The organism is Sphingopyxis sp. EG6 (genome assembly GCF_003609815.1).
GTDB lineage: Bacteria > Pseudomonadota > Alphaproteobacteria > Sphingomonadales > Sphingomonadaceae > Sphingopyxis.
Genome location: NZ_AP017603.1, coordinates 3,655,967 through 3,670,261, shown reverse-complemented (window position 1 = coordinate 3,670,261; position 14,295 = coordinate 3,655,967). Strand labels below are relative to the sequence as shown.

The window sequence follows — 14,295 nt, the reverse complement described above, 5'->3', positions numbered from 1 at the left end:
GCAGCGATGTAGCGGGGCTTACCATTTCCGCTCCGCAGATATGCGGGCGCCATGCCGCAGGCGAGAAGCCAAGCGGCCCGACGATCATTCTGCGTCAGGCACGTCCTCGACACTTTCCCGACCGTCGTCATCAGGAAGGGGAACCTGCTCCGGAACTTGCTCGGGGCCGGTCGGGGGAGAATCGGGATGCGGGTCGGGCGGTGCGCTTGCCATGACAGCTCCTATGGACGTTGCCACTGGGAAACGGCCGGCAAGTCCTGCGGTTCCGGCGAGCCCGAGCCGCCCTGCGATCAGGCCGCAGGCCCCGGCACAAAATAGATCCAAAATGGTTTGATCTGGCGGCGGCACTTCCGTTTCCCCCCTGTTGACGATAGCGTGCCGCGCCATGACCGTGGGGGAAGAGGAATCGATCGGACCGGGATCGTTGTGGCTGCGATGGGATCCGCACGTCCACGCCCCGGGCACGATCTTCAACGACCAGTTCAAGGGCGATTGGGAAGCCTATCTTGCCGCGATCGAGGGTGCGACGCCGGCGATCCGTGCGCTCGGTATTACCGACTATTACGGGCTTGAACTCTACAAGGAGGTTCGCGCGCGCAAGGAGCAAGGTCGCCTCAAGGACTGCGACCTGATCTTTCCGAATATCGAGCTTCGGTTCAGCGTGGGAACCGCGCGGTCGTGGATCAACGCCCATCTGCTCGTCTGCCCCGACGATCCCGATCATATCGAGCAGCTCACGCGCTTCCTTCAGCGCCTGACCTTCAAGACCACGACCGACACCTTCGCCTGTAATCCTTCGGAGCTGATCCGCCTGGGACGTTCGCTCAATTCCGAGCTGACCGATGATCGTTCAGCGCTTCGCCACGGCTCCGAACAATTCAAGGTAAGCTTCGATCAGCTCCGTGAAGAATATAAGGGGATGAGCTGGGCGCAGGAGAATATCCTGATCGCGGTCGCCGGCGCGAAGGGCGATGGGACATCGGGACTTCAAGATGGCGCAGACCAAGCTTTGCGCCAGCAGATTGAACATTTTGCTCACATCATGTTCGCGTCGAGCCCGGCGCAACGTGAATTTTGGCTCGGCCGAAAAACCAGTCGCGAGCATATCTGCGAGACCTACGGCGGGCTCAAGCCCTGCATGCACGGCAGCGACGGGCATTCTGTGGAACGAACGGGCGCGCCCGATGGCGACCGCTATACCTGGATCAAAGGTGCGGCGACATTCGACGGACTGAAGCAGGCCTGCATCGATCCCGAGGGCCGCGCTTACGTCGGGACCGAGGCGCCGCCCGCAGCTGCGCCGTCTGAGACGATCCACCGTGTGACCCTGACGAATGCGCCGTGGGCCCCCAATTCGGTGATCGATCTCAACCCGGGCCTCGTCGCGATCATTGGTGCGCGCGGGTCCGGCAAGACCGCGCTGGCCGACATGATCGCAGCGGGCTGCGATGCCCATGCCGACCAGCTCCCTATGCAGTCTTTCCTGGTTCGGGCGAGCGAATATCTCGACGATGCGACGGTGAAGCTCGATTGGGGCAATGGCGTTGTCACCGAACGCGGCCTCGATAATGCCGCGGCGGCATGGGACGGCTACGCCCGCGCTCGATACCTGACACAGCAGTTCGTGGAATCGCTCTGCTCACCGGAGGGAATGACCGATGGCCTGCTGTCGGAAGTCGAGCGCGTGGTCTTTGACGCCCACAGCCCGACCGAGCGAGAGGGCGCGGTCGATTTTGCGGACCTTCGCGACCTCAAGGCAGCCCGGTTCCGCGAGGCGCGACGCCGCGAAGAACAGAAGCTCGAGGAATTGTCCGACCGGATCAACATCGAGCTCGAGAAGCAATCTCAGATCGTGGCCATTCGGAAGCAGGTCGACGAGAAGAAGCTCAAGATCACCCAGCTCACCGAGGACCGCGGCAAGCTTGTCCGCAAAGGCAGCGAGGACCGGATCAAGCGCCTCGAGGCCCTGACCGAGGCGGCAAACGAAGTGCGCGCACGGGTTAGGCGCCTGACCAATCGCGAGCAGAAGTTGCTACTCGTCCAGGACGAGGTTTCGGACTTCCGGACCCATCAGGCGCCCGAAAATCTGCGCGATGCGCAAGAGCGCCACAAGGATGCCGGCATAGCCGGAGAGGCGTGGGACCCGTTTCTGACGCAGTACAGCGGCAATGTGGACGGCATCATCAACGACAACCTGTCCTCCACCCGGAAGAACCGTGACGGGTGGCGCGGGATCGATATCGCAATCACCGATCCAGCGACCCCGCTCATCGCCGACGATGCCGATCTGACGAGACTTCCCCTTGGCCGGCTCGATGCGGAAATCCGGCGGCTCGGCGATATCATAAACGTCGACAAGGAAACACGCGAACGGTTCAATTCCCTGTCGACGAAAATCACGACCGAGACCGAATTGCTCTCGGTCCTGCAGGACAAGCTGAAGGACTATGAGGGCGCAGAGGAGCGCGCCAAGGGCCTGCCTACGGAAAGGCAGTCAAGCTACCGGCGGATCTTCGAAGCGGTGTTTTCGGAACAGCAGGTCCTCAACGACCTTTACGCACCCATCCGGGCGCGAATGGACGAGACGGGCGGGACGCTCGGGAAGCTTGCATTCACCGTCACCCGCCGAGCAGACATGGCGGAGTGGGCAAAGCGCGGCGAGGATCTGCTGGACCTTCGCCGACAGGGCCCGTTCCGCGGCGAGGGCAAATTGCTCGAGGCCGCGAATGACGAGCTTCGCGGCGTTTGGGAGAGTGGGACCGCCGAAGAAGTGACCGAGGCGCTCAAAGACTTTCGCCAAAAATATCAGAAGAGCTTCTTCGAACATGCTCTCGCACAGCGCAGCGATGCCGCCGCATTCCGCGGCTGGCTCAAGCTGTTCGCGCGCTGGCTCTATGGCACCGATCATATCGAAGTCCGGTACAGCGTCGATTATGATGGGGTCGACATCCGCAAACTTTCGCCGGGCACGCGCGGCATCGTACTCCTGCTGCTGTACCTCGCGCTCGACAACGCAGATGAGCGGCCGCTGATCATCGATCAGCCCGAGGAAAATCTCGATCCCAAGTCGATCTATGATGAACTCGTCGGCCTGTTCCTCAAGGCCAAGGCGAAGCGCCAGGTCATCATCGTCACGCATAACGCCAATCTGGTGATCAACACCGACGCCGATCAGGTCATCGTTGCATCGGCCGGCCCGCATCCGGGGGATGGCTTGCCCGAGATCGCCTATGCGAGCGGCGGCCTCGAAGATGCACCGATCCGCAAGATGGTCTGCGACATTCTCGAGGGCGGGGAACATGCGTTTCGCGAGCGCGCACGGCGCCTGCGCGTTCGCCTGGAGCGTTAGTCTCGATATTTTGCACGGGCTCAAGGGGGAGCAAAACCAATGAGGAAAATCATTCTGGCTGCGGCGCTGATCTGCGCGCCGGGACTGGCGCAGGCGCAATCGGGCTGTGCAGCCTATACGGGCAGCATGGTGCAGCCCCAGACCTTCGACCAGGCTATCGCGTCCATCAAGCCCGTCGCGCCGAAGGACGAATTCGAGACCAGCGATGCATACCGCGCCCGGCTCGCAGCAGCGGGCGGCTCCGGCCCCCTCATCATCTCGAAGAAGATCGAAGGCGCGGAATATCTGGCCTATAATGCCGATCTCGGAGCCTTCGAGGTGAAGTCCTACCTGTTCGACAATACGAACTTCAGCGCTTGGGACACCTTCTATTATGCAAAAGTCGAAAGTCCGAAGGCCAGCACCCTCAGCAACCTCGACGTGACGATTTCGAGCAGCGAGGTCACGACCGGCACCTATTCCGCGCAGAATGGCTTCGGGGCGAAGGCCACCATCAGCAAGATTACCCGGACCGAGAACGCGATCTTCGAGGGTGAACCGGCGCGCTATGGCGAAGAGCTTTTCATCGCCAACAAGGGTGGGGTCATCGGGACCATCCCCATGAGCGTCGCCGAAGCGCAAGCCTTCAAACCCCAAGCCAAGATTGCCTTTGTTGTCGTGCCGAAGCTCCCGAATGTCGTTCGCGCCACCTACCCCTATGGCAAGACGACGATCAGCAATCCGACCGATATCACGGTGAATTCGACGGTCCTGGTCGCCGACATTCAGTGCGGCCTGCTCATGGACGGGACGAACAAGGTCGTCGCAGCCTTCACGACACGATGACCGCGTCAGAAGATCCCGGAGACAATTCCGGTCATAATGCGGCCGATCACCGCGCGGAGGATGAGGCAGAACGCCCACAGCCGCCGGTCGACGAACTCCTCGTTCTCGACGAGCGCCAACTCATCCGGATCGAGGCCGTACACAGGGGTTTCCTCTACCAGCATCTTTTCGCGGCAGCGTGCCTTCTCCTCGCGGGAAAGGCGGGAGCCGAACATATCATCGTCGAGCGGGACGAGGACATTGAAGTCCAGCTTCCGGACGCCCGTATCTATGCGCAGGTCAAAACGCGGCAGGACGTCCTCAATCCCAGTGATATTTCAGGAGCACTAGAGCGTTTCGAGGACATACGTGCGGATCATCAGAACGGCCTGCGAGCTGGCGACGCGAGATTCGTGATCGCGACGAATGCGCCTCCGTCGCCAGCCCTGCTCAAGAAGATTGCCGCGGATGACTGGCCTGACGATGTCGAGCTGCATTGGCCAGGCGGTCCTGAGCCCTCCGACAATTGCCTGCCTCGACCTGCCGACAATGTTGCCGGTATGGCTGCATATTGCTCGGATCTCGCGGCGCAGCTGCCATTCGGGTTGCTCAGGCCGGAGACGCTGACCTGGAAGCTGGCCGCCATGGTCATGCTCGCATCCGCTGGCACGCCTCCGCGCGAGGATCACAGTTTTTCCCGCGAGGAATTGCCGGACCTGTTCGAGCAGCTCGTGGTCCAGATGCAGCAGCTTCCGGCGCCGCCCCCGGTGTACCGCGCCCAGGTCGACGAACCCGCCCTGCTAAGTGACCAGCCCGTCCGCATCATAGCGGGACTTTCGGGCTCGGGGAAAACCGCCTGGATGGCCGAGGCCGCGGTCCATGCTGCGCTCCCGGTCACCTATCTCGACGTTGGGGACACGCCGGGACCCGCGCTCGCGTCAGCGGTAGCGCGCGAAGTGGCGGCGAAGATGTTCGGTCGCTCCAACGACAAGCTCGGCGAAATTCTTCTGCCGGGCGCGAGCGGATTGGACATGGTGAGCGCGCTGAGCATCAAGCTCGGCGAAGACGGCCTTCACGCGGCTGTCGTCATCGATAACAGCCACCGCATTCCCGCGGCCGATATAGAGGCGCTGGTAGCACGGGGCCCCAATCTCCGATTTGTCCTGCTGAGCCAACCGGGTCGGCACATCGCCGAACTCGAAGCAGGACTAGATATTCAAGCCGAGACTCTGAACGGCTGGGACGAAGACACTATCGCGGCGGCAGTTCAAGATGCTGGTTGCCGTGCCGATTTCGGCGATTGCGAGCGGCTATCCAGAATTACCGGAGGCCTGCCATTTTATGTACTCAATGCGGCGACGATCGCGGCGCGCGAATATGGCGGCGACATTAGGGCCTTTTGTACGGATATCGAGCAGCAGACCAATATCGTCGAGACGGCTCAAGAGATTATCCTGAGGCGCGCGTTCGAAGGCTTGCCGCCGGTCGACAGAGAAACGATCGCGGTCCTGAGCCTCGCCGATGTCGCGCTCTCACGGGACGAAGCCAGTGCCTTGCTTCAAGCCGCATGCGACATCGACGCGAAGGCGGCCACGGCCCGGTTGCGCGCGCTTCCCGCAACGGGTGCGCTGGAATTATTCGGGAATAGCGGCCTAAAAATTCACGACGCGGTGAGGATACTCGGCAAAGCGGACGTCTCGGCAAAGGGTCAGGACTTCGAGCAGAAAGCCTTGGGCTCGCTGCAGCGGGTCATCGTAAGCTCGATCCGGACCAACTGGAGCCTCGCGAAGTTAGGACTGCTCATCCGTCTGTTCGGGCTTCTCGGTCAGGCGAGAATATTGGTGCAGTTTGCCACAGACGAATTGTTCCACGAACTCGGGGTCTGGCCGGAAATCGAACCCTATCTGCTGACGATCGCGGCCGATCCGAACGGAGATGCCGAGACAAGGCTGTGGGCGCTCGACGGCCTGGTCTTCAATGATCTGCGCGAGGGAGATTATGAGGCCGGCCGGGAGCGGGTCGACGAGATGGAATCGCTGCTGAGGGCGAACGAGCTCGGCGACGAGGAGTGGATGGCCTGGGGCATGAAGCGGATGTTGCTCTTGTCCGAGCTTGGCGACATTGATGGCGTCCGGGCCATGCTTGACGAAGTTTCGGATCGACTTCCCGACCAGCCCGAACATCTGCGCGTGTTTCGCTACAATCGCGCCCTCGCCCTCTTCAAGCTCGGCGACAACGATACAGCGGTAAGTGAGGCACTCGCCCTCATCGGCGAATATTATCGGGAGCTCGGGATCAGGCCCGACGATGTGATAGGACGGAACGCCCCCGAACTTCGGGAGCTTCTTCCCAAAGACGAAGATCTCACCGATCGGCTGAAACATCTGGCAGACAGTCACGATCTTTTCGCGCAGGCCTTGGGCCGGAAGAGCCAGCGATCTACTCTCGCACGCATCCATGCGATGAAATTCTACGAACTGTCGCAATCCTACCAGTCATTCGTCCGGGTTGGTCTCGATCTTGTCGAAGAACTGGTCTGGGTGAACGACTTCATAAGCGCCCGCGAGGCCTTCGAACGGAACATCTTCCCCATCTTGCAAGGCGCGGGCCTCGCGGGGCCCGTTCTCGAAGCTCGCGCTCTATATGCGGTGGTTCTTGCGTACTGCGGCGACCATGATGCGGCGGCGAACGAGGTCGAGCGGCTGCTGCCGTTCGAGGATGCGATGGATCCGAACCATCGCGCGGCATTCCAGGAGCAGAAGGCCATCATTCGCGAGGTTCGGCGCAAAGGCGGTCCCCCGCAGCGACAGGTTGTGATTCCTGCCCCTTTGCAGGCGCTGTTCGATCAGCGTCGCGGTGCCCCCAGGGAGGTTGAGCCGAGGAAAAAGGTCGGCCGCAACGAAAAATGTCCCTGCGGTTCTGGCAAGAAATACAAAATCTGCCACGGGCGATGATCGCGAGCGGCTAGAGTCGGTCGTAGATGGCGTTCGGCAGAAGTTTCATCAGGCCAGCGACGAGCCACCAGCGTTTGGTGACATAGGCATGAGACTTACGGGCGCGGATGGCGCCGTAGATCTGCTTCGCCGCCTTTTCAGGCGAAGCAACCCAGAAGAGTCCGTCACCCTTCGCCATCGCGGTGTCGACGAAGCCGGGCCGCACGTCGGTCGTTGCAATCGGCAGGCCCCGGCGCGCCATGTTCTGGCGTAGCGCCTCCATATAGTTGGAGACGAAGGCCTTGGACGCATTGTAGGCAGGCGCGTCGCCGCTTCCCCGCAATCCCGCGATCGACGAAATGGCCACCAGATGCCCCGTGCCTTGGGCGATGAAGTGCTGCATGCCGATATTGGCCGCGGCCGCGAAACCTTCGACATTCACCGCGATGGTCTCGCGTTCCGCCTCCCAGACAAGATCGGCATTTATGTGGCCGACCCCGGCACTGATCACCAGCAAGTCGAGCCCGCCAAGCCGCTCGATCAGGGCGGCGAGTCCGCGTTGCATCGCGGTCGTGTCGGCCACGTCGAACGCCTCGTAGATTATCGAACCGGAAGAATTGCCAGCGAGATTGGCGAGCAGGTCGCGGCGCCGACTGGTGACGCCAACCGAATAGCCATGATGCGAGAGCAGCATCGCCAGCTCTCGGCCGATCCCTGAACTCGCGCCGACTATGATCGCTTTGTTCACGGGCAAGCTCTTGGAATGCGCCGGAACGAAACTGCGATCACAGCCTTCGTCATCAGATTTCGAATGCCTTGAGGAAGTCGGCCATAATTTCCGCGGCATGTCGCTGCCGCAAGATCCGGGCGTTCAGCAGATCGGGGTCGGCCGAGACATCGGCTTCGTCGTCTTCGAAACTTGCCACGGCGACGGGCCCGTCGCGCAAATAGCTCTCGTCGGGATTGGGATCGCGGAAGCGAGCCGCCATGCGAGTAAGAGCCTCGCGTATCGCCTCGGCATGCGGACCGGTCAGTGCAGCCGCGAATGCGGATTGCGCCGCGCCGACGCCACCTTCCAGATTCTCGATGCAGTAGATCAGGTCGTGCGCATCCTTGCGCTCGAACCTCTGATCGAAAGCAAAGGCCTTGAGACAGGTGAAGGTGACGATATCAGCGTAGCGCACGACCTCGGTGGCACGGCCCTTACCGTTCAGCAGGTCCGCCGTGATTTCGACGGTCCCGTGATGGTCGAACACCATGGAAGCGTGGGGGATGTTCAACGCCGAGACATTTCCGTCCGAAGGAAGTTCCTTTACCTTGCCGCCTCCAAGTTCCGGCGAGTCCGCCAGAAACTCGAGGATCATCGTCGTGCCGTCCTCGATCTCGGCGCGCCACCGCCAGGATTGCTTCGCACCCTTTTCATTCTCGGCGCGCTCGAAGTTCATCGCCTTTAGATTTTCTTCTAGCGTACTGTAGGCTTCGGTCGTCGTGAGGATTCCGACGTCGACGACGATATCGACGTCACCCGTGCCCGCATGTTTCGGGACTTTCGGCGGCCTGGCGGTCACGAGATAGCGCGGCGCGAGTCCGCCGACGAGAAAGACCGAATCCTTCCATGGTCCAAGCCCGCGCAGGAGCGTGACCAGTACGCGCTCGCACGCGTCGGTGACCATGTCCTCATAGCCGCTGATCGTCTGTGGTTTGGGCATTATTTATCCAGACATTCGCTACGGAGGTGCATCGCCAATTCACGGGAACGGCCGGACGCCTGGAGCAGGTCGAGATAGACCTGCAGCGGCGGCGCATAGCAGACGCCATCGATCCGTTGGCCGACCGCGACATCGCGCCGGCTCTTCGCCTCGATGATACCGAGATTCCACCCCTCCGCCACGGGCCGGGCGTCGAGATTGAGCAGCGCCTCGATCAGCTTCTGCCCGGGCTCGATCCGGCAACGAAGCTGCGAGATGGAAGAAAGATAGGGGGCATAGATTTGAGCGGCTACCTCGCCGGTGACCGCATAGGCGGCTTTCGCCTCGTCGCACGCCTGATCAAGGCGCAGCGCCAGCGCCAGTGCGTCACTCCCTTTCGGGACATAGTAACGCCGCACTGTCGGCGCCTTCTGATCGCTCGCATAGCTGGTCCAAGCTTCGAGAAGGGGCCGTGCGGCGCGCAATCGACGCTGTTTCGACGGACCCGCCCCCTGCACATCCACCCACTCGCGCCGTTCGAGTTCCGTGAGGGTCTCGGAAGCCGTAGCGGGCGATACGCCGCTCGCATCGGCGAGATCCTTCACGCCCAGCCAGTCCTGCCGCCTCTCATAAATTTCATGGAGTGCGCGCGCCTTTTGCCCCTGAAAAATGGAATCGAATTTCTTCGTCCCTTTTTTCGGAGCCGGTTTATCGAGAAATATGAATGCCTTTTTCCCCGGAATATAAAGCGAGCCTCCGAGGTCGTAATATCCGACGCGCTCTTCCCGAAAAATCTCTCGAGCGCCCGGCGAGATCGCACGGGCGACAAAAAAAGGAATGATTTCCCGGTCGTCACCGGAATTGCTGAGATGGGCCTGATTATTCCGAAGCTGCCAGATTGCTTCGCGCACATCGCGCGGAAAAAGCTGCGCCTTGATTTCGACAAGCAATAAGAGCGGCTGGCGGCCGATATATGCGCCGATCAGGGCGTCGGCGCGGCCGCGAGGCCCGATTTCGACCTCATATCGCTCGATTTGCGCGTGCGACTGCGGCAGCGCCAAAAGCGCCTCCAAAAGCGCATCGAGCAATTCGCGCTGAGAATTTTCAAATTCGGCCATATTTTGTGCCCAGCAAAAATCACCCTAAAAGTGAATATTCGGAAAAACCTTGATATTTGCTGCGCAGAAAATTTGCATTAAAAAAATGGAAAAAATTTCATCTGAAATCTGGAAAGCGTCGAAACTGGCAACGCTCCGGTGGCGTCAACGAAGGATTTTGGCGTCACCGCGCCTCGAGGGTGATTTCACGCCTGCTGAACTGAGATGGCAATTTGATCTCGATATCGCCCGATGTGATAGCCCAATCGGTCGTCACCAAGGCTGGCTCTTCGCCACTATCGTCCTCGGACACCAGCACCTCAACATAAATAGCCGCGCTGGAAGTTGGACGAGCATGGTAAGTCCGAATATCCAAATCAGGCTCTCCCCGCCGCGAGATGACATACTCATGACCCGTCTCACGAACGTCGGCTTCGACCTCAGCCAAGACTTCGACCTCAAGGACAAAATCCTGTCCCTCCTCGGATTCGTCGACGAGAAACACGCTCGAAATCTCAAGATCGAAGAACTCGACATCTTCAACCTCGATATCGACACGGCGCGGACGATAGGAGTTAAGGCGTGCCCTCAGCCTTTCGAGCAGGGACGCGTCTCCACGGACATGCGCTTCAAGACGCTTCACCAACTGGGCTGACGCCAGAGCCAGCGAGAGAAGCTGGGCAACGGAGTCCAATTGGATCAGATCGTCCCGTCCCTCGCAGAATTTCACCAGGTCCGGATCCTTGCCAACCACATATATTCTGGGTCGACCGGGCCGGATCCAGGCGAGGAGGCTCGACAGCACAAAGGCGTCCGGAAACTCGCTCTTTTTTTTGCCCTCCCCAAAGGGCGCAGCACCAGCAAAATAATCGTCAAAAATCGCTTTGTGATCGGCAACAACGGGGATTTCGGTAAATTTTGCTGTCGCTAGGAATTCTCGAAAGCGCGCGTGAAGCAGTGCCTTCCGATCGGCTGGATCGGTATCACCAAAGGGACCGCTTTCTCCAAGCTGGCCAAAAATCGCGCCGTGCTTCTTCGCTGCTGCTTCCGCCTCCGCCAGCGCTTCCGAAAGTCTCGCTTCAACCTCCCGCGTGGTGATGGAAGTCGTGATCGGCTCGAGCGTGCTCTTCGACGCTAGATCGATCAGGCTGGACCAAGTTCGCGATTGCCAGTCGAGACCCGCCGCACGAAAAGCCTCGGTATCGATGAAAGCATATGGTGTGACGAGGCGCTGTCCGCGCGGTGCTGGTGGTTCGCTCATCGTTGCAAACTAGCTTTTGCGACGGATTTCCTCAATCGTTCCCTTGAGCCTCGCCGCCCAATGCGACGCTTGAGAGAGAGCTAAGAATGGCGCAAAACTGGCTCACATAGGCCGATGGACGGAGAACTAGCCTCAATTTGGTTCTAAATCTCAAATCGCCACTGCATGGACCGGGTCGCCGACGCTAGAGTTGATCGTCGGAGGTGACGATGATCATTTTCAAGATGCTGGCGATCGCCAGCCTGACGATCCTGACAGCATGTGCTCCGCCGGAGCCACGCAGCGTTCAATATTTCGAGGCCAATCTCGATGAGGCACGCGACGTCGTCCAAAGCTGCACGGCGGGCGACAAGCGCGGCGATGAATGCAGCAATGCCAATGTCGCGGTCGAGACTGCCGAGGGAAAGGCCAAATTCGAGCGGTTCCGCGGGAAAAAGTAGCGGGTCTCAACCTGCCTGACGCGCTGTTGTCTCAAGCTCAGCGATGCGGTCACGGCAAATAGTCTCGACGATACCGGCGAGATGCTGAACCCGCGCGCCGAGCCATTCCAGTTCGTCGGCGGTGATCGCGTAATGCTTCGAATAGCGCGCCTTGATGTACGCTTCCTTCAACTTTTCGAACCGCGACCGGTCGGCCTTAACTTCTCGCGGCCATGCCTCGATCAATCGATCATCGATCCGCTCGGCTTGGGTGCGCAGGAAAACAAGATTATGGATGTGCGGCGTGTGGAAAGTGCATACCAATAAGATGCAGTGGTAATATCGTTCCGTCGCCTGATGAAGCTGAAAGGCCGCATTGTTCAACCAACCTGCAGCGACAGCGCTTCGATAGTGATGAAGAAACTGCGCTCCGCTAGGATACCACTCATCAAAATACTCGCGCGCCATCTCGAGCGCCGCATGCGGCGTCATCGGCTTGGGTTCTGCGAGCTCCTTCCCGTCGGCCTCGTACAGCGCGATCCCGTCACGAGCGACGTCGATGAAGAAATAGCGACCCTGCGTCAGTCCGGCATTCACCTCGTCGAGACTGTGAACGATGAAATTCACCGGCGTGCGGAGCCGCTTCGTTACCGACAGCTCACGAATGAGCCGGTCGTCGAGCTTCGACCAATAGTCCGCCCGATCGGTCAGCCGCTTGTCGTTGACGATGATCAGCAGGTCATAGTCCGACTGATAGCCCTTCGCCGTGTGCGGCTCGTCGACCCACCCACCCCGTGCATAGCTGCCGTAGAGGATGATCTTGGAAATCCGGCCCTTGCGCTTCCAGTCCTGCGTCGCGAGCGCCAGCGCATCCTCGAATTCCTCGAAGATGATCTCGACGACGCGCTCGATCTCGCGTTGCTTGTGCGGGGGAAGATGTTCGAGGCTGCTCTGCATTGGGGTCACCCTAACAAGGTGGCGGCACCCTTGCACCCGGAAGATTGTTCCGATGCGCAAGGATGCCGCAAGATGGCCGCCGCTCAGTCGGCGGGTGTCCAGATGATCGCGAAAACATCGTCGCGATCCTGCCCCGCGGCCCGCCCGAGATTGGCGTAGATGCGCCGCGGCCCGAACTCGGGGGTCGCGAGCGAGAGCGAGACATAGGGACGCCCCGATTGCTCGGCGACGCGAATCCAGCCGGCTCCGATCTCGACGCCATCGGACCAAACGCGATAGTCGGGCTGCACATCGCTCGCCTTGCCGCGGTTGGGGCGTATCTCGATCGGTGCCTTGATCGACAGCGTGATGAGCTGGCCCACAAAGCCCTTCTCGATGCTGCCGCTGACGATGCCGATGCTCGCCATGTCGATACTCCTGCTGATTTGCCCGGGACCATCCCGGGCGTGCAGCCGGGCGGGTCGGCGGCTTGAGGCGCTTGCGCACCCGAAGGGCCGAAGCGCAGCGGAGGAGTGAGGCTACGCCTCGCTTGCGCGGGCGCCGCCGCCGACCAGATTGGCGGAGCGCTCTTGGGTGGGACCGGTCGAACTTCGAAAATGGAAGAGCGATCAGGGCGAGCGATCGCGCCAAGGATATGACGAAGCCGAAAAGGGAGCTGCATCGATACGGATGCTTCCCGGCCTCGTCGCGGCGATATATAGGCCTGCTCTATCGGGCGTGGTTCTTCTGAAGGCACGCGCTCGACGGTCGTAACTCTGCTGAACAGGATCGTGTCGATGCCGTGGCCCAAAGGTACGCGCGCCCTCGTGCTGCACAATGCAAAGGCGCGGCAGGGCGAGCAGGCGCTCGTTCCCGTTCGCGAGCGCCTCGCTGCCGGCGGCCTTCTGGTGACGGTCGAGCCGTTCGAGAGCTTGCCCGAAATTGCACGCGACGTGACACGCTTGCATCAGACCGCCGATATCATTGTCGTGTGCGGCGGCGACGGTTCGATCTCATCCGCCGCGCCCGCGGTGATCGAGAGCGGCCTGCCGCTGGGAATCATTCCCGCCGGAACCGCGAATGACTTGGCGCGCACCCTGTCGATCCCGCTCGACTTCGCGGCGGCGGCCGACGTCATTGTCGAGAGTCACAGCCGACGGATCGATGTCGGCATGGTCAATGGCCATGCCTTCTTCAATGTCGCGAGCATCGGGATCAGCAGCGAACTTGCGCAGAAGCTCGACCCGGCGATCAAGAAAAGGTTCGGCCGCCTCGGCTATGCCGTCGCCGCGCTGCGGGTCATCCTGGCTGCCCAGCGGTTCCGGGCGAGGATCAGGGAGAAGGGCGAGTCGAGGACCGTCAGCACCTATCAGGTCGCGATCGGCAACGGGCGTCTCTACGGGGGAGGTAATGTCGTAGAAGAGAATGCCGCGATCGACGACGGCACGCTCGATCTTTATAGTCTCGAGGTCAAAAACCTCTGGAAGCTCGCCCTCATGCTTCGCGCCTTCCGGTCCGGCACGCATGGCGCGTGGAAGGAAGTGCGCACCGCCAAATGCGTCGAGTTCGATATCGAGACGCGGCGGCCGATGCCGGTGAACACCGACGGTGAGATCGTCACCGCGACGCCTGCGCATTTCCGCGTCTTGCCTCGAGCGATATCGGTGCTCGCCCCGTGCGAATGCCCGACCACCGCACGGCAATTCCCGCTCTACCATCACTGACCGAGCGAAGGCCCAGCGCAGTTGCGGCTGCAGCGTGCGGCGACGATTTTCAGTCGTTCGAAATGGCTCTGTGACATCGCGCCG

At 60.8% G+C, this 14,295-nt stretch carries 11 protein-coding genes; 5 read left to right on the top strand and 6 right to left on the bottom strand.

The features are described from left to right. The first annotated feature begins 385 nt into the window (after positions 1-385). From SPYCW_RS17710 to SPYCW_RS17695, 3 genes are read left to right on the top strand one after another with little or no spacing between them, the layout of a single operon-like run. On the top strand, positions 386-3,349 hold the full coding sequence (locus SPYCW_RS17710) for a TrlF family AAA-like ATPase (protein ID WP_037553330.1): 2,964 nt from the start codon (positions 386-388) through the stop codon (positions 3,347-3,349). A 39-nt stretch (positions 3,350-3,388) separates the two neighbouring features. Next, entirely contained in the window at positions 3,389-4,174 is a 786-nt protein-coding gene (locus SPYCW_RS17705; protein WP_120217863.1) for a hypothetical protein, read from the top strand. Then, positions 4,171-7,107 carry a YecA/YgfB family protein gene (locus tag SPYCW_RS17695; RefSeq protein WP_197411522.1) on the top strand — a complete coding sequence of 979 codons (2,937 nt, stop codon included), beginning with the start codon at positions 4,171-4,173 and terminating at the stop codon, positions 7,105-7,107. Before SPYCW_RS17705 ends, SPYCW_RS17695 begins: the two co-directional genes overlap by 4 nt. Before the next feature lie 10 nt (positions 7,108-7,117). Here the strand turns inward: SPYCW_RS17695 and SPYCW_RS17690 are convergent, their stop codons facing one another. The 4 genes from SPYCW_RS17690 to SPYCW_RS17675 form a co-directional block, all read right to left on the bottom strand. Next, the gene (locus tag SPYCW_RS17690; RefSeq protein ID WP_037553328.1) at positions 7,118-7,834 is read right to left on the bottom strand and encodes an SDR family NAD(P)-dependent oxidoreductase; all 717 of its coding nucleotides are present in this window, start codon (positions 7,832-7,834) and stop codon (positions 7,118-7,120) included. Positions 7,835-7,886: 52 nt separating this feature from the next. Beyond that, positions 7,887-8,795, bottom strand: coding sequence for a hypothetical protein (locus tag SPYCW_RS17685; RefSeq protein ID WP_037553327.1), 909 nt, complete (start codon positions 8,793-8,795; stop codon positions 7,887-7,889). Then, positions 8,795-9,892 (bottom strand): MarR family transcriptional regulator, encoded by a 1,098-nt coding sequence (locus SPYCW_RS17680; RefSeq protein WP_037553325.1) that lies wholly within the window; start codon positions 9,890-9,892, stop codon positions 8,795-8,797. The genes SPYCW_RS17685 and SPYCW_RS17680 overlap by 1 nt, the downstream gene beginning before the upstream one ends. A gap of 163 nt (positions 9,893-10,055) precedes the next feature. Next, on the bottom strand, positions 10,056-11,132 hold the full coding sequence (locus tag SPYCW_RS17675) for a PIN domain-containing protein (protein WP_037553323.1): 1,077 nt from the start codon (positions 11,130-11,132) through the stop codon (positions 10,056-10,058). Between the two features lie 209 nt (positions 11,133-11,341). On the opposite strand from SPYCW_RS17675, the gene SPYCW_RS17670 reads away from it, so the two are divergent. Continuing rightward, positions 11,342-11,572: an EexN family lipoprotein gene (locus SPYCW_RS17670; protein ID WP_037553321.1), complete on the top strand. Its 231-nt coding sequence runs from the start codon at positions 11,342-11,344 to the stop codon at positions 11,570-11,572. 6 nt (positions 11,573-11,578) lie between these two features. Here the strand turns inward: SPYCW_RS17670 and SPYCW_RS17665 are convergent, their stop codons facing one another. Both SPYCW_RS17665 and SPYCW_RS17660 read right to left on the bottom strand, forming a co-directional pair. After that, positions 11,579-12,508, bottom strand: a complete 930-nt coding sequence (locus tag SPYCW_RS17665) for a HEPN domain-containing protein (RefSeq protein ID WP_037553319.1) — start codon at positions 12,506-12,508, stop codon at positions 11,579-11,581. 83 nt (positions 12,509-12,591) lie between these two features. Further along, positions 12,592-12,915, bottom strand: coding sequence for a DUF736 domain-containing protein (locus SPYCW_RS17660; protein ID WP_037553318.1), 324 nt, complete (start codon positions 12,913-12,915; stop codon positions 12,592-12,594). Between the two features lie 369 nt (positions 12,916-13,284). Here SPYCW_RS17660 and SPYCW_RS17655 point away from each other — a divergent pair, with 369 nt between their 5' ends. Further along, positions 13,285-14,211, top strand: a complete 927-nt coding sequence (locus tag SPYCW_RS17655) for a lipid kinase (RefSeq protein ID WP_052181962.1) — start codon at positions 13,285-13,287, stop codon at positions 14,209-14,211. The last annotated feature ends 84 nt before the right edge of the window (positions 14,212-14,295 follow it).

What these genes read in the sequence shown, in the direction of transcription:
- SPYCW_RS17710 (WP_037553330.1), top strand. Translation starts at nt 386, where the DNA reads ATGACCGTGGGGGAAGAGGAATCGATCGGACCGGGATCGTTGTGGCTG.
- SPYCW_RS17705 (WP_120217863.1), top strand. Translation starts at nt 3,389, where the DNA reads ATGAGGAAAATCATTCTGGCTGCGGCGCTGATCTGCGCGCCGGGACTG.
- SPYCW_RS17695 (WP_197411522.1), top strand. Translation starts at nt 4,171, where the DNA reads ATGACCGCGTCAGAAGATCCCGGAGACAATTCCGGTCATAATGCGGCC.
- SPYCW_RS17685 (WP_037553327.1), bottom strand. Translation starts at nt 8,795, where the DNA reads ATGCCCAAACCACAGACGATCAGCGGCTATGAGGACATGGTCACCGAC.
- SPYCW_RS17680 (WP_037553325.1), bottom strand. Translation starts at nt 9,892, where the DNA reads ATGGCCGAATTTGAAAATTCTCAGCGCGAATTGCTCGATGCGCTTTTG.
- SPYCW_RS17675 (WP_037553323.1), bottom strand. Translation starts at nt 11,132, where the DNA reads ATGAGCGAACCACCAGCACCGCGCGGACAGCGCCTCGTCACACCATAT.
- SPYCW_RS17670 (WP_037553321.1), top strand. Translation starts at nt 11,342, where the DNA reads ATGATCATTTTCAAGATGCTGGCGATCGCCAGCCTGACGATCCTGACA.
- SPYCW_RS17665 (WP_037553319.1), bottom strand. Translation starts at nt 12,508, where the DNA reads ATGCAGAGCAGCCTCGAACATCTTCCCCCGCACAAGCAACGCGAGATC.
- SPYCW_RS17660 (WP_037553318.1), bottom strand. Translation starts at nt 12,915, where the DNA reads ATGGCGAGCATCGGCATCGTCAGCGGCAGCATCGAGAAGGGCTTTGTG.
- SPYCW_RS17655 (WP_052181962.1), top strand. Translation starts at nt 13,285, where the DNA reads ATGCCGTGGCCCAAAGGTACGCGCGCCCTCGTGCTGCACAATGCAAAG.